The organism is Massilia timonae, from assembly GCF_001866515.1.
GTDB classification, from domain to species: Bacteria; Pseudomonadota; Gammaproteobacteria; order Burkholderiales; family Burkholderiaceae_D; genus Telluria; species Telluria timonae.
The window spans coordinates 2026498-2047719 of record NZ_JRYB01000001.1; the positions used below are offsets into that span (position 1 = coordinate 2026498).

A 21222-nucleotide genomic window follows, 5' to 3' on the forward strand; every position below is an offset into this window, starting at 1 on the left:
CTCTCCCGAAACTGTTTGAACCGAGTGTAGCGAGCGGCTTGCTGCGCGTCGCGGCGTGCGCGACAGGCGGGCGAAACGGCGGAATGGACTGCGCGAAACGCCATGAAAAAGGCCGCGCCCCTTGCGGTGACGCGGCCCTTGAAGGAAGAAAGAACGATTACAGCGCGTTCATCTCTTTCAGCAGATTATCCGCCTTGTCGACTTCCTTCATATTCCACAGCATGTAGCGGGTGTCGACCTGGATCGAGCGGGTCATGGCCTTGTTGAAGTCCCAGTCCGAGATGATCGAATCCAGGGTGCCGTCGAAGGCCAAACCGATCAGCTCGCCCTTGGCGTTCAGCGCGGCCGAACCCGAGTTGCCGCCGGTGATGTCCAGCGTCGCCAGGAAGTTGACCGGCAGGGTCTTGAGCTTCGGATCGGCATACTTGCCGAAGTTCTTCGCCTGGATCGCGGCCAGCTGGTTGTCCGGCGCATCGAACTCGCCTTCGCCGGTGTGCTTGGCGGTCACGCCGCTGACCGTGGTGAACGCGGTCCAGCCGGTGGTGCCGTCGGCGCCCACGTCGCGGCCGGCGATCTTGCCGAAGGTGACGCGCAGCGTGGAATTAGCGTCCGGGTAGACCGCCTGGCCGCGGCTGTTCATGTAGGCGATCTTGGCCTTCATGTAGTTGCCGTAGGCTTGCTGGATCTTGCCGGCGGCTTCCTCGCCTTTTTCCTCGTCCTTGATGTCGGCGTCGTACATCGCGACCGCGGCCTTGATGAAGCTGTCGTTCGAGGCCTTGAACTCGGCCGGCGATTTCTTGAGCCACGCGGTGCGCTCTTCCTTGCTGGCCAGCTTGGAACCGGCATAGATGCGGTCCAGTGCCGACTTCAGTTCGGCTTCGCTCATGCCCGGCTTGATGCCGAGCGCGGCGTCGAAGGCGGCGTCATGTTCGGCGGCCGGCTGCGCGTTGTACTGCTTCAGGAAGTTCAGCACCAGGGCCTTGTCGACTTTTTCGTCGTAGGTGCGGTCCTGGCCTTCGATGACCGAGGTCAGGCGCGGCAGGTCGCGGTCCTGGTAGCCGGTCTTGCGCTCGGTGTCCGGCTTGGCGCGCTCGTTGGCCAGGCGGTACAAGGTGCGCGCCGAGCTCAGGAACTTCGGCTGCGCGTAGGTCAGGAAGAAGCCCTTCTTGGTGCCGGCGTCGCGTTCGGCGATCAGCTTCTCGGCCGCTTCGATGTCGGCGCCGTATTGGGCCTTGCGCGACGCATCGGCGTTCACCCAGGCCTTGAGCGCATTGTGTTCGGCGGTCTTGCGCTGCAAGAAGTCGCTGTTCTGGTACGAGACCAGCATGCCCTTGCGGTTCTTGTAGTAGTTGTTCACGCCGGCGATCTGGCCGGCGTATTTCAGGCGCGCGGCCGGGTCGTTCTTGGTCTCGCGGTCGATGATGGCCAGGGTCTCGCTAGATGCTTGCACGAAGGCCGGATAGTTCCAGTCGAAGGTGAAGGCCACTTCGGACGGCAGGCGGTGGCGGTTGGTGCGGCCAGGGTAGCCCAGCACCATCACGAAGTCGCCTTCCTTGGCGTGGTCCTGCGCCAGCTTGATGACGTGCTTCGGCTTGTACGGCACGTTGTCCTTCGAGAACTCGGCCGATTTGCCGTCCTTGCTGACGTAGGCGCGGTAGAAGCCGTAGTCGCCGGTGTGGCGCGGCCACATCCAGTTGTCGGTGTCGCCGCCGAACTTGCCCACGCCATCGGCCGGCGCGTGCACCAGGCGCACGTCGCGGATCTCGAGCTGCTTCAGGCGGTAGAACTCCAGGCCGCCGTAGAAGCTGGCCACGGTGCAGCGGTAGCCGGCATCCTGTTCGCAGGCCGCCACCAGGGTCTTCTGGTTCTTCTCGATGGCGTCGATGCGGGCCTTGCCGGTCAGCTTGGCTACTTCCGGGGTGATGACCTGGTTGCTGACGTTGGTGACTTCGTCGGTGACGAAGATGCGGCTGCCTGGCGATGCCGGCAGTTCCTCGGCCATGGTCTTGGCCAGGAAGCCGTTCTTCAGCAGGTCGCGCTCCGGCGTCGAATTGACGGCGATGCTGTTGTAGACGCAGTGGTGGTTGGTGACCACCAGGCCTTGCGGCGACACGAAGGAAGCCGAGCAGCCGCCCAGGCTGACGATGGCGCCCATCGGGAACTCGGTCAGCTTGGTCAGGTTGGCTGGATCCAGCTTGAGGCCGGCGGCTTTCAGTTGCTTGGCCACTTGTGGCAGCTGTTGCGGCATCCACATGCCTTCGTCCGCGTGGGCGGCGAAGCTGCTCAGGATGGCGAGCGAGAGAAGAGTCTGTTTCATGCGCGTGTGATCTGGTTGGGAAGGGGAACTCATGAACTAAGAACCTGTCTCGGTAGGTAGGAGTCGCTGCTGGCGCGCCTGGCAAGCGTGGGCGGCGTTGCTCGTCGTTGCATGGCGCCGCCATGCGGCCTCCTCGCGCCTTGCCCACACTTGCCATGCATCGCCATCAGCTTCCCCCCACCTGCCGAAACAGGTTCTGGAGCGTCCATGAGTATGGTAATCCCATGCAGGATCGTCAACCGCTATTTCGGCCGCGCAAGCAAATTCCGTTTTAGCCTCGTTTCGCCGTGTTTACTACAGCTGCTTGTCGATCAGCGACACCGCCCAGGTGCTCATGCGCTGCCACCACGGGCGCTGCGCGAACTTGTGTTCGGTCACCGGCGTGGCGCGCGCCCAGTCCTGTTCGTAGATCTCGCTCATCTGCGCCGCGAAGCCTTCGTCCAGCACGTTCAGGTTGGCCTCGTCGTTGATGCTGAACGAGCGGTTGTCGAAGTTGGTCGACCCCACTGACACCAGCAGCTTGTCGACGATCAGCGTCTTGACGTGGTACATGGTCGGCTTGTATTCCGAGATCTGCACGCCGGCGTCGAGCAGCTCGGGCCAGCGGTCGCGCGAGGCGGCTTTCACCAGGTCGGAATCGATGATCGGGCCCGGCGTGATCAGGCGCACCCGCACGCCGCGCTTGGCGGCCGCGATCAGGGTGCGGATGGTCAGGTCGTCCGGCACGAAATAGGCCGCCGACAGGTCGATCGTCTCGCGCGCGGCGGTGATCGACATCAGGTACATCAGGTGCATGCTCTCGCTGCCGCCGGTCGGCGAGCTCGAGAACATCTGGGCCGGCATGGTGCCTTTCGGCTCCAGGGCCGGGAAGTAGTCGGGACCATCGAGCACCGTGCCGGTAGCCTTGGTCCAGTTGTCGTTGAACACCGCCTGGATCTGGCCGACCACCGGGCCTTCGATCCTGAAGTGGCTGTCGCGCCAGTGATTCTCGTCTTCGGCATTGCCGCGCCACTGGTCGGCGATGCCGACCCCGCCGGTAAAACCGATCTTGCCGTCGATGACCAGCAGCTTGCGGTGGGTGCGGTTGTTCATGCGCGCCAGCTTCCACCAGACCGGCTTGTGATAGCGCTGCACGCGCACGCCGGCCTTCTTCATGTCGTCCACCAGCGCATTGTCCATCTTCATGCTGCCCATGAAGTCGAGCATGACATGGACCTTCACGCCGGCGCGGGCGCGCTCGGACAGCGCCTCGGAAAATTCCTTGCCGATCGATTCCGACCAGTAGATATAGGTTTCCAGGTTGATCGACTTTTCCGCCTGGCGGATCGCGGCCAGCATGGCGGGGAAGATCTGGTCGCCATTGATCAAGGCCTCGACCTTGTTTCCTTCAAGTATAGGGGGACCGAGCAGCACACCCATCGAGCGGCGAAATTGCGGGTCGTGGGTGTCGTACTGCCGTGTCAGTTGCCGCTCGATTTGCTTTTCGCTCGGCATGAAATTCAGCGCCAGCACACCGAGCACCAGCGTGGCGGCGATCGTGATCAACACTGTCCAGAACATTTTTGGGCTCATCAATAAAACCACGAAGGAAAAAAAACCAACGCGCGTGGCGTTGGTTTTTAGGAGCGGTGTTTCGCAATCATTAACGAACGCGACCGCGACGCAGCAGATTCACGATGGCCAGCAGGATGACCGCGCCCAGGAACGAGACCAGGAGCGAAGCGACACTGAAGTCGTCCGAGTTGATGGTGCCGGTGCCGAACAGCGGCGACAGCAGCCAGCCGCCCAGGAAGGCGCCAACGATACCTACGACGACGTTAAGAATGATGCCTTGCTCTGCGTCGGTTTTCATGACCATGCTGGCAAGCCAGCCCAGGATGCCGCCGACGACGATCCAGATGATGAATAACATGGTTGCTTCCTCCTCAAGTAAAAAGACATACCCCCAGGCCCAACAATTGCCGTGACCATGGGAAAAAGTCTAGAGATGCTCCCCCATCAGGTCGGTGCGGCAACTCACGTTAGATAGCGTTTTTGCATCGCTGTTCATGCACCGGTCCGTTGCCGGCCGGGCTCCACCGGGGAATGCGGCGGGTCAGCGCCCAAGCGTGCGTGAACGAACAGAGCCATAAAGACGAGCGGCATAAGGTGGACGTCCCTGGCAGCGCCGCTTGACAGCGCCTGGCCACCCCAACTACCAGAAAGGATTCGTCATGAGCAGCTTCGACACCACTCGTCAGAACCAGAACCAGCGCATGGTCACCGGCCTGTTCCCGGATCGCGCCAGCGCCGAGCGCGCCTATGGCACCGTGTCCGATCGCGGCTATACCCGCGACGACGTCAACCTGATGATGTCCGACACCACCCGCCAGACCCACTTCGCCGATAAAGATACGGAACTGGGCAGCAAGGCGGCCGAAGGCGCCGGTATCGGCGCCGGCATCGGCGGCACCATCGGCGCCGTGCTGGCCGGTATCGCAGCGGTCGGCACCACCCTGGTGCTGCCGGGCCTGGGCGTGGTCGTCGCCGGCCCATTGGCGGCGGCCCTGGCCGGCGCCGGCGCGGGCGGCATCACGGGTGGCCTGATCGGCGCGCTGATCGGCGCCGGCATCCCCGAAGAACGCGCCAAGCACTATGAAGAAGGCATCAAGAACGGCGGCATCGTGATGGGCGTGCATACCCGCTCCGACGAAGACGCGGCCCACATCCAGGAATCGTGGACCAAGCAGGGCGGCTCGCACGTGATCGGCGCCGGCCTGGGCATCGCGGGCGGCGCGGCGCTGGGCGCCACGGTCGGCACCGTGGCCGGTCCGATCGGCACCGTGACCGGCGCCGTGGTCGGCGGCGTGGCGGGCGGCATCGCCGGCAAGGGCGTGGGCGAAGTGGTCAATCCGAAGGCCGGCGACGACCTGGCCGAACACCACCTGGCCAAGGGCGTGGGCGCCGGCACCGGTGCAGCCGCCGGTGCGGCGGTCGGCGCCGTGGGCGGCCCGATCGGGATGGCGGCGGGCGCCGTGGTCGGCGGCCTGGCTGGCGGCGCGGCCGGCCGTGGCGCCGGCGAGGTCGTCAATCCGAAGGCCACCGACGAACTGCATGACCACAACCTGGCGCAGGGCGTGGGCGCCGGTGGCGGCGCCACCGCGGGCGCGATCATCGGCGCCGCGGCCGGCCCGCTGGGCGTGGCGGCGGGCGCGGCGATCGGCGGCCTGGCGGGCGGCGCGGCCGGCAAGGGCGTCGGCCACATGGTCAATCCGCACGAGGAAAACGAGTACTGGCGCACCCAGTACCAGACCCAGCCTTATTACTCGCCGGGCTACACCTACGACGACTACGCGCCGGCCTATGCGCTGGGCTACAACAGCTATGGCAAGTACGATGGCGGCTATGACGCCAACGAAAGCCACCTGGCCGGCGAGTGGGAACGCTCGAAGGGCAACTCGCGCCTGAAGTGGGAGCAGGCCAAGTCGGCCACCCGCGCCGGCTGGCACCGCGTCGAGCGCGCGATTCCGGGCGATTTCGACCGCGACGGCCGCTGATCGCACGGCGTTGAAACGCACGTAAAAAAGCCCCGCCGGTTTGCGCCGGCGGGGCTTTTTACATGATTCGATCGATGGTGCGGTCGATCAGCGCTTGACGGCTTCGACCTGGATCGCCAGCTTCACTTCCGGCGAGAAGTTCGGCAGGCCGAAGCTGATGCCGAAGTCGTCGCGCTTGAAGGTGCCCACCACGTCGGCGCCGCAGGCTTCCTTCTTGAGCATCGGGTGCATGATGCACTTGAACTTGTTGATCTGCAGGGTCAGCGGCTTGGTCACGCCGTGCAGGGTCAGCTCGCCGTCGACCGAGGTCGGCACGTCGCCGGTGTACTTGATCGACTTCGACTTGAAGGTCGCGGTCGGGTACTTGGCGGCGTCGAAGATGTCCGGCTTCTTGGCGTGCTCGTTCATCTTTTCGTGGCCGAAGTCGATGCTGTTGATGTCGACGGTGATGTCCAGCGAGCCGGTCTTGGCTTCGCGGTCCAGGGTCACGCTGCCGCTCGACTTGTTGAACTTGCCGCGCCATACCGACAGGCCCATGTGGTCGGCTTCGAAGCTCGGATAGGTGTGGTTCGGTTCGATGTCATAGGTGACCGGTGCGGCGAAGGCGGTGCTGGCGGCGAGGGCGGCGGCGGCCGCGATCAGGTGCTTGATCTTCATGTGGTGATGTCCCTTTGATAGGTGTGGTGGTGAGGCTTAAGGCGCTGCGGTGACGCGGAACTTGATGACGACTTCATCGGCGACCATGCTCGTGTCCTTCCACTCGCCTTCGCCGATGTTGAAGGCCAGCCGCTTGATCGGCAGCTGCCCCTCGAATACCTGTTTGCCGCCTTCGGCCTTGACCGCCAGCGGGAAGGTGACGTCCGCGGTCTTGCCCTTCAGGGTCAGCTTGCCCGACACGTTCAGCTTGCCGGCGCTGCCAGGCACGATGCTGGTGGACACGAAGCTGGCCTTCGGGAATTGCGCCGAATTGAACCATTCCTTCTTGGCGACTTCCTTGTTGTACATCGGGTCGCCGATGTCGAAGCTGGCGGTATTGATCTCGACGTTCGCCTTCGAGGCGGCCGGCTTGGCCGCATCGTAGTCGATGGCGGCGCTGAAGCTGCGGAACGGCGCTTCCACCGGCACGTTCATCTGCTTGAACACGGCCGAGACGCTGCTCTTGGCCGGATCGGTCTTGAGCGGGACGGCGGCGGCGATCGCGCTGGCGCCGACCAGGGTCGCGACCAGCAAAGCCTTGAATGGTTTCATCGTTTTTCCTTCGGGGTAGGGATGGGGAGCATGCGCTGCATCACGCCGTCGCGGTCGACCAGCAGGTGCTTGAACGCGGCCAGCACGTGCAGGGCCACCAGGCCGGCCAGCAGCATATTGAGCCAGTAGTGCACGCCGCGCAGCACGGCGCGCAACTCGGGATCGGGCCCGATCAGCACCGGCAGCGGGATCTCGCCGAAATACACCACCGGGAAGCCGGCCGCCAGGCTGAAGAAATACCCCGACAGCGGCACCGCGAACATCAGCACGTACAGCAGGACGTGCAGGCCGTGCGCGGCGCCGCGCTGCCAGGCCGGCATGTCGTCGGCATACTGCGGCGGATGGTTGAACAGGCGCCACAGGAGGCGCAGCGCGGCCAGGCCGAGCACGGTGACGCCGGCCCATTTATGCCAGTTGGTGTAGCGGATCTTGGCCATGCTGATGCCCTGGATGTCGGTCATGACCAGGCCGAGCGTAAAGGTGCCGATGATGGCGACGGCGATCAGCCAGTGCAGCACGATTGCGGGCAGCGTATAGCGGCGCATGTTTGTATTCAGGTAACTAGTACGAGTTAGAACTAACCAACTATAGCAAAAAAGCGATCACCCGTGCTGCCGGGCTTGAATTTCTGTCGCAAACACTAGCACGGACTTGTAAATCATGCACCATTCAGCTCGACCGAATGTAAAATCTGGTCATGAGCGCGTTTATTACTTATTGCTGCCGGAACCTTGTGTTGGCCACGGGCACAGCCGCCTGCCTCGCATTGCCCGCCACGGCGGCGCCTGGCGGGCAGATGCAAGACCTGGCCGACCTGTCGATCGAGGAGCTGGCCAATATCCAGGTCACCTCGGTCTCGAAGCGGCCCGAGCGCCTGCAGGACGCGGCGGCGGCCGTGTTCGTGATCACGGCCGACGACATCCGCCGCTCCGGCGCCGATTCGCTGCCCGAGGCGCTGCGCCTGGCGCCCAACCTGCACGTGGCGCGCATCAACGGTTACGCCTATTCCATCAGCGCGCGCGGGCTCAATAGCGGCAGCGGCGCGCTCTCGAACAAGCTGCTGGTGCTGATCGACGGCCGTTCGGTGTACACGCCGCTGTTCTCGGGCGTGTTCTGGGATGCGCAGGACGTGCTGCTCGAAGACGTCGAGCGCATCGAGGTGGTCAGCGGGCCGGGCGGGGTGCTGTGGGGCCTGAACGCCGTCAACGGCGTCATCAACATCACCACCCGCTCCGCGCGCGATACGCAGGGCGCAATGGTGGCGGCGCACGGCGCCAACGACGGCGACGCCGGCGCCGCCTTTCGCCAGGGCGGCGCCAGCGCGGACGGCGTCGCCTGGCGCGCCTTCGGCAAGTTCACGCGCCGCGCCGACGGCGATGGCGTCGGCGGGAGCATCGACGATGGCTATCGCCGCGCCATGGCCGGCGTGCGCGCCGACTGGGAGCGGGGCGCCGACCGCTTCACGGTGCTGGGCAACGTCTACCAGGGCCGGCTCGACCAGCCGGCGCCGGGCGAGATCGCCACCCCGGGCGGACCGAACCGCTTCGGCCGGGTGCATTCGGATGGCGCCAACCTCACGGCGCGCTGGCAGCGGGTGCTGGACGATGGCGGCAGCGTCGACGTGCAGGCCTATCTCGACCACACGCAGCGCGAGGCGCCGCCCTTGTTCGCCGAGCGCCTCACCACCGCCGACCTGCAGTTCCAGCACACGCTGCCGGCGCACGGCCGCCATGGCGTCGTCTGGGGCGCCAACTACCGGCATTCGCGCGACCGGGTCGACAACAGCCCCTACGTCGCTTTCTTGCCGGCGCGCACCACCCAACGCTGGGGCAGCCTGTTCCTGCAGGACGAGATCACGCTGCGCGACGACTGGCGCCTGGTGCTGGGCGGGCGGGCCGAGTACAACCATTACACGGGCACCGAGTTCCTGCCCAGCGCGCGGCTGTCATGGCGGCTGTCGCCTCAGCATGCGCTGTGGGCGGCCCTGGCGCGCACGGTGCGCGCGCCGTCGCGCCTGGACGTCGATGCCTGGGTGCCCGGCCAGCCGCCCTACATCCTGCAGGGCGGGTCGCAGGTGCGCAGCGAAGTGGCGCGCGTCGTCGAGCTCGGCTACCGCGGCCAGCCGACGCCGGCGCTGTCATATTCCGTCACGCTGTTCCACCACGACTACGAGCATTTGCGCACGCAAGAATTCGACCCGACCCGCACTTACCTGGTGTTCGCCAGCCTGATGGAAGGCTATGGCACAGGCGTGGAAGCCTGGGGCAGCTGGCAGGCCATGCCGCGCTGGCGCCTGTCGGCCGGCTGGACGGCGCTGCACCAGCGCCTGTACACCAAGCCGGAAAGCAACGACATTGGCAGCGTGCTGGCGGCGCGGCGCGACCCCACGTACACCCTGCAACTGCGTTCGAGCTACAACATCGACGATGCGCGCGAGATCGACGTCAGCCTGCGCCGGGTGGCCGAGCTGGCGGCGGTCGGCGTGCCTGCGTATACGGCGCTGGACGCGCGCTTCGGCTGGCGCCTGCGGTCGGGCCTGGCGCTATCGGTGTATGGAGAAAACCTGAATGGCGGGCACACCGAGTTCGGCACGGCGATGTACCGCGCGCAGTTCGAGCGCCGGGTGGGGGTCAAGCTGAGGTGGGATTACTGAGGCGATGCCGCCGGAGCGGCGGCATCGCATGATACGGCTTAGATGTCGGCCGCCAGCTTCGCCGCCAGGCCGGTGTAGTTCGCCGGCGTCATCGCCAGCATCAGGTCCTTGGCTTCCTGCGGCACGGCCAGGGTCTCGATGAACTCGCGCAGCGCGTCGCGGGTGATGCCCTTGCCGCGGGTGAGTTCCTTCAGCTGCTCGTAGGGGTTGGCGATGCCGTAGCGGCGCATCACGGTCTGCACCGGCTCGGCCAGCACTTCCCAGTTCGCGTCCAGGTCCTGCTCCAGGCGGGCGGCGTTCACCTCCAGCTTGTTCAGGCCGCGCAGGCAGCTGTCATAGGCCAGCAGGGCGTAGCCGAAGCCGACGCCGATATTGCGCAGCACCGTCGAATCGGTCAGGTCGCGCTGCATGCGCGAGACCGGCAGCTTGTCGGCCATGTGGCGCAGCACCGAATTGGCCAGGCCCAGGTTGCCTTCCGAGTTTTCGAAGTCGATCGGGTTGACCTTGTGCGGCATGGTCGACGAACCGATCTCGCCGGCCTTCAGTTTCTGCTTGAAGTAACCCAGCGAGACATAGGTCCAGATGTCGCGGTTCAGGTCGAGCAGGATGGTGTTGGTGCGCGCGATGGCGTCGAACATCTCGGCCATGTAGTCGTGCGGCTCGATCTGGATGGTGTACGGATTGAAGGTCAGGCCCAGGCGCTGTTCGATCACGTTCTTCGAGAAGGTCGGCCAGTCGAATTCGGGATAGGCCGACAGGTGGGCGTTGTAGTTGCCGACCGCGCCATTCATCTTGCCCAGGATCTCGACGTCGGCGATGCGCTTGACCGCGCGCTGCAGGCGCGCGACCACGTTGGCGAATTCCTTGCCGAGCGTCGTCGGGCTGGCGGTCTGGCCGTGGGTGCGCGACAGCATCGGCAGCGCCGCGTTGGCGTGGGCGATCTCGGTCAGTTTCGCGATGATGGCCTGCAGGGCCGGCAGCAGCACGCCGTCGCGCGCGCTTTTCAGCATCATGCCGTGCGAGGTGTTGTTGATGTCTTCCGAGGTGCAGGCGAAGTGGATGAACTCGCTGGCCGCGACCAGTTCAGGCACGTCCTTGACCTGCTCCTTGAGCCAGTATTCGACCGCCTTGACGTCATGGTTGGTGACCGCCTCGATTTCCTTGATGCGCGCGGCATCCTTTTCGCCGAACTCGGCGGCCATCTTGTCGAGGTGAGCGATCGCTTCGCTTGAAAACGGCTTGATCTCGGCAAAGCCGGCCTGCGACAGCGCCTGCAGCCACGCGATCTCGACCTTCACGCGGTGGTGCATGAAACCCGTTTCCGACAGGATCGGGCGCAGCTTGTCGGTTTTCGAAGCGTAACGGCCGTCGAGCGGGGACAGGGCCGACAAGGTAGGGGACAGGGCGGTAGAGGTCATGGCAGCAGTGGCGGTCAAAAACGCGGATTTTACCACCGGACGGGCGGCGAACCCTTGCGCATGCCGCGGTGCGGGAGTGTGTTGGGGCGGCGACAGCGCAGGTTTTGCGGCAGGGCCCGATGCTATACTGGGCTTCGATTCCCAACTGCGACCTCCCATGAAACTCATCGGTTCTGTCACCAGCCCCTACGTCCGCAAGGTCCGTGTCGTGATGGCGGATAAAAAGCTCGACTATTCCTTCATCCAGGAGAACGTCTGGGCTGCCGACACCACCATCCAGCAGACGAATCCGCTGGGCAAGGTTCCATGCCTGGTGATGGAAGACGGCAGCACCCTGTACGACTCGCGCGTGATCGCCGAATACCTCGACACGCTCACCCCGGTCTGCAAGCTGCTGCCGCCGAACGGGCGCGACCGGGCCGAGGTCAAGGTCTGGGAAGCCCTGGCCGACGGCGTGCTCGATGCGGCCGTGCTGGTGCGCCTGGAAACCACCCTGCGCCCCGAGGCCCAGCAAAGCCCCGAATGGATAGCCCGCCAGTGGGGCAAGGTGCACGCCGGCCTGCGCGTGATGTCCGAGCGCCTCGGCGAGTCGGCTTTCAGCGCCGGCAACCACTATTCGCTGGCCGACGTCGCCGTCGGCTGCGCCCTGGGCTGGATCGCCTTCCGCTTCCCCGACATCGACTGGCGCGGCGACTACCCGAACCTGGCCCGCCTGTTCGACAAGCTGTCCGAGCGCCAGTCGTTCAAGGACACCGTCCCCTTCCTCGCATGAGCGGCGCGCCGGGCATGTCCACCGCCGTGGTGTTCGGCGAAGCGCTGGTCGACGATTTTCAGGCCGAGCAGGTCGTCGGCGGGGCGCCGTTCAACGTGGCGCGCCACTTGGCCGCCTTCATGGCGCCGGTGCTCAGCATCACCCGCATCGGCGACGACAAGAGCGGCCAGCTGGTGCGCGCCGAGTTCGAGCGCTTCGCCATGAGCGAGGCCGGGCTGCAGCTCGACCCGCTCGAGGAAACCGGCCGCGTGCTGGTCGAGCGCGGCCCGCGCGGCCACCGTTTCACGATCCTGCCCAACCAGGCCTACGACTTCATCGACCGCGCCGCTGCGGTGGCGAGCGTCGACAGCGTCACGCCGGGCATCGTCTATTTCGGCATGCTGGCCCAGCGCCATGAGGTGGCGCGCGGCGCTTTGAGCGCCGTACTGGATGGCGCCGCCGGCACGGCTGTGCGCTTCCTCGACCTGAACCTGCGCGACGGCCAGTACGACGAGCGCGGCGTCACCCGCTCGCTGCAGGCGGCGAACATCGTCAAGGTCAACGAAGAAGAGTTGCAGGCGCTGTTCGGCTGGTACTTCCAGATCAAGCCCGACGATCCGGCGCTGGCGGCCGACGAGGTGCATGCCTCGTGCCAGGCATTGCTCAAGATGTTCTCGCTCGACGCGCTGATCGTCACCCTGGGCCACCGCGGCTCGGTGTACTTCGACAGCGAGGGACGGGTCCTGACCCAGCGCGACCATCCCGCGCCGCCGTTCGTGATCGATACGGTGGGGGCGGGCGACGCCTTCGCGGCGATCTTTTTGCTGGGACGGATGCGCGGCTGGCCGCTGGAAACCGCCTTGTCGCGCGCGAACGAATTCGCCGGCGCGATCTGCGCGATTCCCGGCGCGGTGCCGAGGGATATGGGGTTCTACGACAAGTGGATGACGCGCTGGCGCTGAAGGGTAGGGTGGGCAACCCGCAATGCAAAAGGGCCGGCGCAAGCCGGCCCTTCTTCAATCACAATGTGATTACGAAGCGATCTGGCTTTGCAGGTAATTCTGGATGCCGACCTTGACGATCAGGTCGAGCTGGGTTTCCAGCCACTCGATGTGTTCTTCGGTGTCTTCCAGGATCATCAGGAACAGGTCGCGCGACACGTAGTCGGCGGCCGCTTCGCAGGCGGCGATGCCTTCCTTGACGGTCACTTGCGCGGCGCGTTCCAGCTTCAGGTCGCATTCCAGCATTTCCTGGGTCGACTCGCCGATCAGGAGCTTGTGCAGCGCCTGCAGGTTCGGCAGGCCGTCCAGCATCAGGATGCGGTCGATCAGCTTGTCGGCGTGCTTCATTTCGCCGATCGATTCTTCGTATTCTTTCTTGCCCAGTTTTTCCAGGCCCCAATGGCGGTACATGCGCGCATGCAGGAAATACTGATTAACTGCGGTGAGTTCGTTGGTCAGCTGTGCGTTCAGCAGACGGATGACGTTTTGATCGCCTTTCATTTGGAGTGCCCCTGATGATTTTGAATGGGCTCCATGATAGCAAACAAGCCGTCACGATATGCCCTCAAAAGAGAGAAATTTCGCGAAAAAAGCGCATTAAATCGAAGAAAAAGCCACGAAATACGGCGTAATAAAAACCGTTCTCACTCCATGTTGAAAACGCTTCTCGCTACCGCGAAAATGAAAATGAAAGCGCTTCTCATTTCACCGCGCACGCATGTTTTTACCATTCCTCATCCATTAAAAAACCATTAATCGTCGCTTGGCATGATTCGCCTTGCCGTGGTTCGCCGCGGTACGCCCGTCGATTGCGGCCGGCGTCATTCGTATTTCCGCGTTCATGTCGCCGATGCATCCACGTCCCAGGTTTCTCTTCCCTACGCCGACCCGGCGCCTCCTCGCCGTCGGCGCCGGCGCCGCGGCGGCGCTCGCCGCCGGCTGGCTGGCGCTCGCACGGCAACCGGCGGATGACGCGTCTCCGGCCCCCGTGCGCCCGGCGCTGACCGTGACCCTGGAGCAGCCGCGCCTGCTGCGCTGGGAACAGGCGATCGAGGCCCATGGCGCGATCGAGCCCTGGCAGGAGCTGGTGATCGGCGCCCGCACCAGCGGCCTGCCGCTGGCCGAGGTGCGGGTCGAGGTCGGCGACACGGTGCGCCGCGGCGCGCTGCTGGCGCGCTTCGACGCCGCCCTGCCGCGTCTTGATGCGGCCCAGCTCGAGGCGGCGCTGGCGCAGGCGCGCGCCAGCGCGCGCAATGCGGCGGCGGTGCGCGAGCGCATGCGCAAGCTCGCGGCCAGCGGCGCCGTCAGCCACCAGGACGTGCAGCTGGCCGAGACCGAGGCCGACACCAGCGCGGCGCAGGTGGCGCTGGCCCAGGCCCAGCTCGAGGCCAAGCGCCTGCTGCTGGCCTATGCCGAGGTGAGGGCGGACGACGATGGCGTGGTCAGCGCCCGCACGGCCACGCCAGGGGCCGTCGCCAATCCCGGCGACGAGCTGTTTCGCATCATCCGCCGCCACCGTCTCGAGTGGCGCGGCGAACTGGCCCCATCGCAGCTGCGCCAGGTGCGCGCCGGCCAGCGGGTCGTGCTCGCGCTGCCGGGTGGCGGCGTCGCCCCCGCCGTGGTGCGCCAGGAAGCGCCGCGCCTCGACCCGCGCACGCGCCTGGCGACGGTGTATGCCGACATCGGGGCCGGCAGCGCGGCGCGCGCCGGCATGTACGCCAGCGGGCGCATCGGGCTGGGCAGCAGCGCGGCGGTGACGGTCGGCGCGCACAGCGTGGTGGTGCGCGACGGCCGCAGCTGGATCTTCGTCGCCGACGCCGGCGTGGCGCGTGCGCTGGCGGTCACGGTCGGCAGGCGCCAGGGCGAGCGTAGCGAGATCCTGTCGCCGCTGCCGCCCGGCGCGCGCGTGGTCGGGCAGGGCGCCGCCTTCCTGAAGGACGGCGACCGGGTCCATATTGCGCCGGCACGGACCGCCGCCAGCGCGGGAGGGGCGCGCTCATGAACCTCGCCACCTGGTCCCTGCGGCGGCCGATCCCGGCGGTGCTGCTGTTCGTGCTGCTGTCGCTCGCCGGCCTGCTGAGCTTTCACCGGCTGCCGATCCAGAACATGCCGGACATCGAGCTGCCCGAGATCGACATCCTGCTGGCGCAGCCGGGCGCCGCGCCGGCGCAGCTGGAAACCGAGGTCGCGCGCAAGGTCGAGGACTCGCTGGCCAGCCTGGCCGGCCTGAAGCACACCACCACGACCATCGGCGACGGCATGGTGCATGTGCGCGCCGAGTTCGTGCTGGAAAAGCCGGTTTCGGAAGCGCTGATCGAGACCAAGGACGCGGTCGACCGGGTGCGCGCCGACCTGCCGCCAGACCTCGAGCCGCCGTCGGTGAGCGCGGCCAGCGCCAGCAGCGAACCGACCGTCACCTATGCGCTGGCGTCCAGCCGCATGGACGAGGAAGCGCTGTCCTGGTACGTCGACGACGGCGTGACGCGGGCGCTGCTGGCGGTGCCCGGCGTGGCCCGGGTGGCGCGCCTGGGCGGCGTGGAGCGCGAGGTGCGGGTGGAAGCCGATCCGGCGGCGATGGCGGCGCTGGGCGTGACCGTGAGCGACCTGTCGCGCGCCCTGGCCGCCGCATCGCGCGACGCCTCCGGCGGCATCGGCCGCCTGGGCGCCGGCGAACAGGCGGTGCGCACGGTCGCCACGGTGCGCCAGGCGCACGAGCTGGCGGCGCTGGCCATCCCGCTCGGCGGCGGCCGGCGCGTGCGTCTCGACCAGGTGGCGCGCGTGAGCGACGGCATCGCCGAGCGGCGCTCCGCCGCGCTGCTCGACGGGCGCCCGGTGACCGGCTTCGCCGTCTACCGCGCCCGCGGCGCCGACGAGGTGCGCATGGCCGAGGGCGTGGAGCGGGCGCTGGCCGCATTGGCCGCGGGCCGGCAAGGCCTGGCCTTCGACCTGGTCGCGGGCAACGTTGACTACACGATGGAACAGTACCGCGGCTCGATGCAGATGCTGTATGAGGGCGCGCTGCTGGCGGTGCTGGTGGTGTGGTGGTTCCTGCGCGACTGGCGCGCCACGCTGGTCGCCGCCGCGGCCCTGCCGCTGTCGATCCTGCCGACCTTCCTGCTGATGGACTGGCTGGGCTACACGCTCAATACATTGACCCTGCTGGCGATGGCGGTGGTGGTCGGGATCCTGGTCGACGACGCGATCGTCGAAGTCGAGAACATCGCGCGCCACCGCCAGATGGGCAAGACGGTGGAACGCGCCACCCTGGACGCGGTGCAGGAAATCGCGCTGGCGGTGATCGCCACCACGGCGACCCTGGTGGTGGTGTTCGTCCCGACCGCGATGATGAGCGGCGTGCCGGGCCTGTTCTTCCGCCAGTTCGGCTGGAGCACGGTGGTCGCGGTGCTGGCCTCGCTGCTGGTGGCGCGCCTCCTGACGCCGGTGATGGCGGCGCGCTTCATGCGCGGATCGCTCGCGCACGAGGAGCGCGAAGGCCCTCTGATGCGCGCCTACCTGGGCGCGGTGCGCTGGTGCCTGGCGCGCCGCGGCGCCACGCTCACAGCCAGCGTGCTGCTGTTCGCCGGCTCGGTCGCGCTGATCCCCTTCATCGACACCGGCCTGATGCCGGCCGCCGATCGTGGCCAGGTCAATGTCGACGTCGAGCTGCCGCCCGGCAGCGCCTTGCAGGACACCCAACTGTCCGCCGAGCGCGCGCGCCTGGCGCTGGCCGGCATCGATGGCGTGGCGTCGGTGTTCGCCAGCATCGGCGGCGCCGGCAGCGACCTCGACGATCCGGTCGGCGGTGGCGTGGGCAAGGCCACGCTCACCCTGGGCCTGGACCCGCGCGGCGAGCGGCAGGCGCAGGCGGCGATCGAGGCGGCGGTGCGCCGCGCGCTGCAGGAGGTGCCCGGCGCCCGCTACGGCGTCGGCGGCGCCATGGGCGAGCAGATCGAACTGATCCTGGCCAGCGCCGACGTGCCGGCCCTGCAGACCACGGCCGCCGAACTCGAACGCCAGCTGCGCGCCGTGCCGGGCCTGTCGAACGTGCGCTCCAGCGCCAGCGTCGAGCGCCCCGAGCTGGTGCTGCGGCCCGATGCCGCGCGCGCCGCCGAACGCGGCGTGCGCACCCCCGACATCCACGAGACGATCCGGATCGCCACCGCCGGCGACACCGATGCGCGCCTGCCGAAGCTGAACCTGGACGCGCGCCAGGTACCGGTGCGGGTGCAGATGCCGGTCGCGCTGGGCGCCGACCTGGAAGCGCTCGGCAACCTGCGCGTGCCGGCCGAGGGCGCCCTGGTGCCGCTGGCCAGCGTCGCCGCGCTGGCGGTCGAGAACGGCCCCGCGCGGATCGACCGCTACGACCGCCAGCGCCATGTGACGCTGCGGGCCGACCTGGGCAGCGTCTCGCTGGGCCAGGCCCAGGCCGCCGCCATGGCGCTGCCGGCGGCCCAGGCCCTGCCGGCCGGCGTGCAGCTGCTCGAAGGCGGCGACGCCGAGATCGCGGGCGAGCTGATGTCGGGCTTCGGCGCCGCCCTGGTCATCGGCGTGATCTGCATGTTTTGCGTGCTGGTGCTGCTGTTCGGCGACTTCCTGCAGCCCTTCACCATCCTGTCGGCCCTGCCGCTGTCGCTGTGCGGCGCCTTCGTCATGCTGCTCGCCACCGGCAGCGAACTCGATGTGCCCTCGATGATCGGCCTGGTGATGCTGATGGGGATCGTCGCCAAGAATTCGATCCTGCTGGTCGAATACGCGGTGCTCGGCATGCGCGCGCACGGCGCGCGCGCCGAGCAGGCGGTGCTGGCCGCCTGCCGCCAGCGCGCGCGTCCGATCCTGATGACCAGCCTGGCGATGATCGCCGGGATGCTGCCGATCGCGCTCGGCCTGGGCGCCGACGCCAGCTTCCGCCAGCCGATGGCGATCGCCGTGATCGGCGGCCTGCTGTCTTCCACTTTACTCAGCCTGCTCGTGGTGCCGGCGGTCTTCGTGACCGTGGACGGCCTGCGCATGCGCCGACGACCGTCGGTGACCGTGGACGCCCTCGGCCACGAGATGTTTTGACCACCCAGTTTGACCCACCGTTAAAGGAAATCGATGAAACAAGCACTTCACCCCATTCGCATGCTGGCCGCGGCGGCCGCACTGGCCTGCGCCGCATCGGCGCAGGCCCAGGTCGTGGCGCCCGAGCAGCTCGCCGCCGAAGCCTCGCCCAAGACCTCCCAGTGGGGCCTCGGCTTCGGCGTCGGCTTCGATAAAAGCCCGCTGCGAGACTTCGACGACGAGGTCGACCCATTGCCGCTGGTGCTGTACGAGAGCAAGCACCTGAGCGTGTTCGGCGCGCGCATCGACTACAAGCTGCCCTCGTATGGCCCGCTGCAGTTGCGCCTGCGCGCGCGCTATTCGGGCGACGGCTACGAGGCCAAGGATTCGCCTTACCTCGCCGGCATGGAAGAGCGCAAAGGCGGCGTGTGGCTGGGCGGCGCCGCCACCTGGCGCAACGGCGCCACGAGCCTGGCCGGCGAATTCACCGCCGCCACCGGCGACGCCGAAGGCAAGCGCTTCAAGCTCGAACTGAACCGCGAATTCCGCAGCGGCGCCGTCACCATCACGCCGCGCATCGGGGCCGAGTGGTACGACAAGGACTACGTCGACTATTACTATGGCGTGCGCGCCGGCGAAGCCAGGCCTGGCCGCAGCGCCTACAGCGGCGACTCGTCGCAGGCGATCGAGGCCGGCGTGCGCTTCGGCTACGCCTACCAGCGCCACCACAACTTCTTCGTCGACGTCAGCGCCAAGTCGCTCGGCAGCGAGATCAAGGACAGCCCGCTGGTGGAACGCTCCACCGAGAGCAGCGTCAAACTGGGCTATCTGTACGCCTTCTGAAGGCGACCCGCACCGCGAAGCCCCGGCCGGCCAGGCCGCCGCCGGTCGTGATGCGCGCATCGTGCAGGCGGGCGATGGCGGCTACCAGCGACAGGCCGATGCCGCTGCCGCGGCCCTGGTTGCCGGGCAGGCGGTAGAAACGCTGGAAGATGGCCGTGCGCTCGGCTTCCGGCACGCCGGGACCGTCGTCGGCCACGCTCAGCCACGGGCCATCGGGCCCCACGCCGCAGGCCGCCTCGACCCATCCACCGTCGCGCGCGAAGCGCACCGCGTTGTCCAGCAGGTTGCGCAGCAGGGTCGCCAGCTCGTCGAGATTGCCGTCGACGCGGGCCGGCGCCGTGCTGGCCTCGAGCCTGCAGCCGAGGCTTTGCGCGTGATAGGCATACTCGTGCATCACGTGCTCGACCAGCCGTTCCAGGTCCAGCGTCTCGGTGCGCATCGAGGACGACATCGAGGACGACATCGCATCCAGCCGCGCCATGTCGAGCAGCTGCTCGGCCATGCGCGCGCTGCGCCGCACGCCCTGCTGCAGCATCGCCAGCGCGTCCTGGCGTTCGGCGTCGGTGCGTGCATGCAGGGCGACGTCGACGTGGGCCTGCAGCACCGACAGCGGCGTGCGCAGCTCGTGGGCGGCGTCGCCCAGGAAGCGGCGTTCGTTGGCGACCGCCTTGTCCAGTTGTTCCAGCAGGTGGTTGAACGAGGTCACCAGGGGCCGCAGCTCGACCGGCAGCGCATCGACCGGCAGCGGCGTCAGGTCGAAGTCGGCGCGCCGCAGCAGCGCGCGTTCGATCACGGACAGGGGACGCAGCGAGCGGTTCAGCGCATGCAGCAGCAGCAGCGCCACCAGCACCAGCACCGCCGTCATCATGGCCAGGGCCGCCAGCGTCTCGCCATACATCTCGCGGTCGATCGCGCTTTGCAAGTTGGCGACCTGCACCGAGACCAGGCTGTGGCGGTCCGAGATCGTGTACACGCGCCAGGTCTGGCCGCCCGCCTCCAGGGTGGCGAAGCCGTTGCGAAAGCCCGGCTGGAACGGCGTCGCCGGCGCGGCCGGCGAGCGGATCACCAGCCGGCGGTCGTTGCTCCAGACCTGGATCGCGAAATTCTCGGGGTCGCGCTGCATCGCCGGCGGCAGCTCCAGGCCTGGCCCGAACGGGCCGTCGTTGATTTCCTCGGCCGGCAGCGACAGCAGCAGGCGGGTGCCGAAGGCCTGCAGCTTGCCGTCCCACAGGCTGTGCTCGTTGCTGGCGGTGTAGACGGCGACCACGCCGACGCCGCAGATCCAGCAAAAGGCCAGCGCCAGGGCGAACACCCGCCGCACGCGGGCGCGGATCGAATTCATGCCAGGTCCTTGCCGAGGCGGTAGCCCTGGCCGTGCACGGTCTCGACGATGTCCTCGCCCAGCTTGCGCCGCAACTGGTGGATGAAGACGGCGATCGTATTGCTCTCGACGTCTCCATCGCTGCCGTAGATCAGCGCCTGCAGGTGGCTGCGCGCGATGATGTGGCCGGGCCGCTCCATGAAGGCGAGCAGGGTGCGGTATTCATAGGCGCTGAGCGTCACCAGCTGGCCGTCGCAGGTGACCGCCTGGCGCGCCACGTCCAGCACCACGTTGCGGCAGGTGAGCGTCGGCACCGTCTTGCCTTCGCTGCGCCGGGTCACGGCGCGCATGCGCGCCCACAGCTCGCTGAACTCGAAGGGTTTCACCAGGTAGTCGTCGGCGCCGGCGTCCAGGCCGGCGATGCGTTCGGACATCTGGGCGCGCGCGGTGAGGATGATCACGGGCGTCGCGTTATAGGCCGCGCGCAGGCCGCGCAGCAGGGAAAGCCCCGATTCGCCGGGCAGGCCGAGGTCGAGCAGGATCACCGAATAGGCATTGTCGAGCAGCAGCAGGCGCGCGCCGTCGGCGTCGCCCGCATGGTCGAGGGCCAGGCCCTCCTGGCGCGCGCGTTCGCGGATGGCGGCGGCCAGCATGGCGTCGTCCTCGACGAGCAGGATGTTCATGGAGCGTACCCGGAAGTCGTTGACCGACCAGTATAGCCGGCCGCGATGAACGACTTTTTAAGCGCAGGCCGCGGGCGAAAAAATGCCCCGCGATATGGCGGGGCGGGGCGGGAGCGACGATATCCGGGACTTCAGGCCGCTTGCGGGATGCGGCGCACTTCGGTGATCGTGGTCTTGCTGTCGATGTGCTCGTGCAGGACTTCACGCGCATAGCTGACGCACTTGCCGCACATGGTGCCGACGCCCAGTTCCTTGCGCAGTTCTGCGATGGAGGAGATGCCCAGGTCGGCCGCCTGGCGGATTTCACGGTCGGAGATGTTGTTGCAGACACAGACGATCATCGAAACTACCCTTGCTGTTTATGCTACAAAAATGCGAATCATTCTCATTTGCGTTGCTATTTTCTGTAAA

18 protein-coding genes are annotated in these 21222 nt (G+C 67.1%); 7 read left to right on the forward strand and 11 right to left on the reverse strand.

Going from position 1 to position 21222, the window contains the following annotated elements; all coding sequences use genetic code 11:
- Nucleotides 1–157 precede the first annotated feature (157 nt).
- The 3 genes from LO55_RS08745 to LO55_RS08755 form a co-directional block, all read right to left on the reverse strand.
- The gene (locus LO55_RS08745) at nucleotides 158–2317 is read right to left on the reverse strand and encodes a S46 family peptidase (RefSeq protein WP_071361170.1); all 2160 of its coding nucleotides are present in this window, start codon (nucleotides 2315–2317) and stop codon (nucleotides 158–160) included.
- 294 nt (nucleotides 2318–2611) lie between these two features.
- A complete protein-coding gene (gene cls, locus LO55_RS08750) occupies nucleotides 2612–3877 on the reverse strand; it encodes a cardiolipin synthase (protein ID WP_083415260.1) in 1266 nt (421 codons plus the stop codon).
- Nucleotides 3878–3959: 82 nt separating this feature from the next.
- On the reverse strand, nucleotides 3960–4229 hold the full coding sequence (locus LO55_RS08755) for a GlsB/YeaQ/YmgE family stress response membrane protein (protein WP_005664749.1): 270 nt from the start codon (nucleotides 4227–4229) through the stop codon (nucleotides 3960–3962).
- Nucleotides 4230–4530: 301 nt separating this feature from the next.
- Here LO55_RS08755 and LO55_RS08760 point away from each other — a divergent pair, with 301 nt between their 5' ends.
- Nucleotides 4531–5853: a hypothetical protein gene (locus LO55_RS08760; RefSeq protein WP_071361171.1), complete on the forward strand. Its 1323-nt coding sequence runs from the start codon at nucleotides 4531–4533 to the stop codon at nucleotides 5851–5853.
- Between the two features lie 87 nt (nucleotides 5854–5940).
- Here LO55_RS08760 and LO55_RS08765 read toward each other — a convergent pair whose 3' ends face one another.
- Genes LO55_RS08765 through LO55_RS08775 form a run of 3 tightly spaced genes read right to left on the reverse strand, consistent with a single transcriptional unit; the run spans nucleotide 5941 to nucleotide 7646 of the window.
- On the reverse strand, nucleotides 5941–6510 hold the full coding sequence (locus tag LO55_RS08765) for a YceI family protein (protein ID WP_005664752.1): 570 nt from the start codon (nucleotides 6508–6510) through the stop codon (nucleotides 5941–5943).
- A gap of 36 nt (nucleotides 6511–6546) precedes the next feature.
- Nucleotides 6547–7101: a YceI family protein gene (locus tag LO55_RS08770; protein ID WP_071361172.1), complete on the reverse strand. Its 555-nt coding sequence runs from the start codon at nucleotides 7099–7101 to the stop codon at nucleotides 6547–6549.
- Nucleotides 7098–7646 (reverse strand): cytochrome b, encoded by a 549-nt coding sequence (locus LO55_RS08775; protein ID WP_071361173.1) that lies wholly within the window; start codon nucleotides 7644–7646, stop codon nucleotides 7098–7100. Before LO55_RS08775 ends, LO55_RS08770 begins: the two co-directional genes overlap by 4 nt.
- A 188-nt stretch (nucleotides 7647–7834) precedes the next feature.
- Here LO55_RS08775 and LO55_RS08780 point away from each other — a divergent pair, with 188 nt between their 5' ends.
- Complete coding sequence (locus LO55_RS08780) at nucleotides 7835–9754, forward strand: TOL_0244 family TonB-dependent receptor (protein ID WP_370659603.1); 1920 nt, start codon at nucleotides 7835–7837, stop codon at nucleotides 9752–9754.
- A gap of 38 nt (nucleotides 9755–9792) precedes the next feature.
- On the opposite strand, the gene purB is transcribed toward LO55_RS08780, so the two are convergent.
- Nucleotides 9793–11172: an adenylosuccinate lyase gene (gene purB / locus LO55_RS08785; RefSeq protein WP_071361175.1), complete on the reverse strand. Its 1380-nt coding sequence runs from the start codon at nucleotides 11170–11172 to the stop codon at nucleotides 9793–9795.
- 157 nt (nucleotides 11173–11329) lie between these two features.
- Here purB and LO55_RS08790 point away from each other — a divergent pair, with 157 nt between their 5' ends.
- Nucleotides 11330–11944 carry a glutathione S-transferase C-terminal domain-containing protein gene (locus LO55_RS08790; protein WP_005664763.1) on the forward strand — a complete coding sequence of 205 codons (615 nt, stop codon included), beginning with the start codon at nucleotides 11330–11332 and terminating at the stop codon, nucleotides 11942–11944.
- Nucleotides 11945–11958: 14 nt separating this feature from the next.
- Nucleotides 11959–12885: a PfkB family carbohydrate kinase gene (locus LO55_RS08795; protein WP_229410112.1), complete on the forward strand. Its 927-nt coding sequence runs from the start codon at nucleotides 11959–11961 to the stop codon at nucleotides 12883–12885.
- A 69-nt stretch (nucleotides 12886–12954) separates the two neighbouring features.
- Here LO55_RS08795 and bfr read toward each other — a convergent pair whose 3' ends face one another.
- Complete coding sequence (bfr, locus tag LO55_RS08800) at nucleotides 12955–13425, reverse strand: bacterioferritin (RefSeq protein ID WP_071361177.1); 471 nt, start codon at nucleotides 13423–13425, stop codon at nucleotides 12955–12957.
- A gap of 349 nt (nucleotides 13426–13774) precedes the next feature.
- On the opposite strand from bfr, the gene LO55_RS08805 reads away from it, so the two are divergent.
- Genes LO55_RS08805 through LO55_RS08815 form a run of 3 tightly spaced genes read left to right on the forward strand, consistent with a single transcriptional unit; the run spans nucleotide 13775 to nucleotide 18807 of the window.
- Complete coding sequence (locus LO55_RS08805) at nucleotides 13775–14926, forward strand: efflux RND transporter periplasmic adaptor subunit (RefSeq protein ID WP_071363727.1); 1152 nt, start codon at nucleotides 13775–13777, stop codon at nucleotides 14924–14926.
- The gene (locus LO55_RS08810; RefSeq protein WP_071361178.1) at nucleotides 14923–17985 is read left to right on the forward strand and encodes an efflux RND transporter permease subunit; all 3063 of its coding nucleotides are present in this window, start codon (nucleotides 14923–14925) and stop codon (nucleotides 17983–17985) included. Before LO55_RS08805 ends, LO55_RS08810 begins: the two co-directional genes overlap by 4 nt.
- Nucleotides 17986–18018: 33 nt before the next feature.
- Nucleotides 18019–18807 (forward strand): MipA/OmpV family protein, encoded by a 789-nt coding sequence (locus tag LO55_RS08815; protein WP_071361179.1) that lies wholly within the window; start codon nucleotides 18019–18021, stop codon nucleotides 18805–18807.
- Here LO55_RS08815 and LO55_RS08820 read toward each other — a convergent pair.
- From LO55_RS08820 to LO55_RS08830, 3 genes are all read right to left on the reverse strand, one after another.
- Nucleotides 18779–20149: an ATP-binding protein gene (locus LO55_RS08820; RefSeq protein ID WP_071361180.1), complete on the reverse strand. Its 1371-nt coding sequence runs from the start codon at nucleotides 20147–20149 to the stop codon at nucleotides 18779–18781. The genes LO55_RS08815 and LO55_RS08820 overlap by 29 nt on opposite strands.
- Nucleotides 20146–20811 carry a response regulator gene (locus tag LO55_RS08825; RefSeq protein WP_071361181.1) on the reverse strand — a complete coding sequence of 222 codons (666 nt, stop codon included), beginning with the start codon at nucleotides 20809–20811 and terminating at the stop codon, nucleotides 20146–20148. Before LO55_RS08825 ends, LO55_RS08820 begins: the two co-directional genes overlap by 4 nt.
- Before the next feature lie 131 nt (nucleotides 20812–20942).
- Nucleotides 20943–21152 carry a (2Fe-2S)-binding protein gene (locus LO55_RS08830; protein WP_005664770.1) on the reverse strand — a complete coding sequence of 70 codons (210 nt, stop codon included), beginning with the start codon at nucleotides 21150–21152 and terminating at the stop codon, nucleotides 20943–20945.
- Nucleotides 21153–21222: the final 70 nt, after the last annotated feature.

Excerpts from the sequence above, each read along its gene's own strand:
- LO55_RS08745 (WP_071361170.1), bottom strand. The coding sequence starts at position 2,317 with ATGAAACAGACTCTTCTCTCGCTCGCCATCCTGAGCAGCTTCGCCGCC.
- cls (WP_083415260.1), bottom strand. The coding sequence starts at position 3,877 with ATGTTCTGGACAGTGTTGATCACGATCGCCGCCACGCTGGTGCTCGGT.
- LO55_RS08755 (WP_005664749.1), bottom strand. The coding sequence starts at position 4,229 with ATGTTATTCATCATCTGGATCGTCGTCGGCGGCATCCTGGGCTGGCTT.
- LO55_RS08760 (WP_071361171.1), top strand. The coding sequence starts at position 4,531 with ATGAGCAGCTTCGACACCACTCGTCAGAACCAGAACCAGCGCATGGTC.
- LO55_RS08765 (WP_005664752.1), bottom strand. The coding sequence starts at position 6,510 with ATGAAGATCAAGCACCTGATCGCGGCCGCCGCCGCCCTCGCCGCCAGC.
- LO55_RS08770 (WP_071361172.1), bottom strand. The coding sequence starts at position 7,101 with ATGAAACCATTCAAGGCTTTGCTGGTCGCGACCCTGGTCGGCGCCAGC.
- LO55_RS08775 (WP_071361173.1), bottom strand. The coding sequence starts at position 7,646 with ATGCGCCGCTATACGCTGCCCGCAATCGTGCTGCACTGGCTGATCGCC.
- purB (WP_071361175.1), bottom strand. The coding sequence starts at position 11,172 with ATGACCTCTACCGCCCTGTCCCCTACCTTGTCGGCCCTGTCCCCGCTC.
- LO55_RS08790 (WP_005664763.1), top strand. The coding sequence starts at position 11,330 with ATGAAACTCATCGGTTCTGTCACCAGCCCCTACGTCCGCAAGGTCCGT.
- LO55_RS08795 (WP_229410112.1), top strand. The coding sequence starts at position 11,959 with ATGTCCACCGCCGTGGTGTTCGGCGAAGCGCTGGTCGACGATTTTCAG.
- bfr (WP_071361177.1), bottom strand. The coding sequence starts at position 13,425 with ATGAAAGGCGATCAAAACGTCATCCGTCTGCTGAACGCACAGCTGACC.
- LO55_RS08805 (WP_071363727.1), top strand. The coding sequence starts at position 13,775 with ATGCATCCACGTCCCAGGTTTCTCTTCCCTACGCCGACCCGGCGCCTC.
- LO55_RS08810 (WP_071361178.1), top strand. The coding sequence starts at position 14,923 with ATGAACCTCGCCACCTGGTCCCTGCGGCGGCCGATCCCGGCGGTGCTG.
- LO55_RS08815 (WP_071361179.1), top strand. The coding sequence starts at position 18,019 with ATGAAACAAGCACTTCACCCCATTCGCATGCTGGCCGCGGCGGCCGCA.
- LO55_RS08820 (WP_071361180.1), bottom strand. The coding sequence starts at position 20,149 with ATGAATTCGATCCGCGCCCGCGTGCGGCGGGTGTTCGCCCTGGCGCTG.
- LO55_RS08825 (WP_071361181.1), bottom strand. The coding sequence starts at position 20,811 with ATGAACATCCTGCTCGTCGAGGACGACGCCATGCTGGCCGCCGCCATC.
- LO55_RS08830 (WP_005664770.1), bottom strand. The coding sequence starts at position 21,152 with ATGATCGTCTGTGTCTGCAACAACATCTCCGACCGTGAAATCCGCCAG.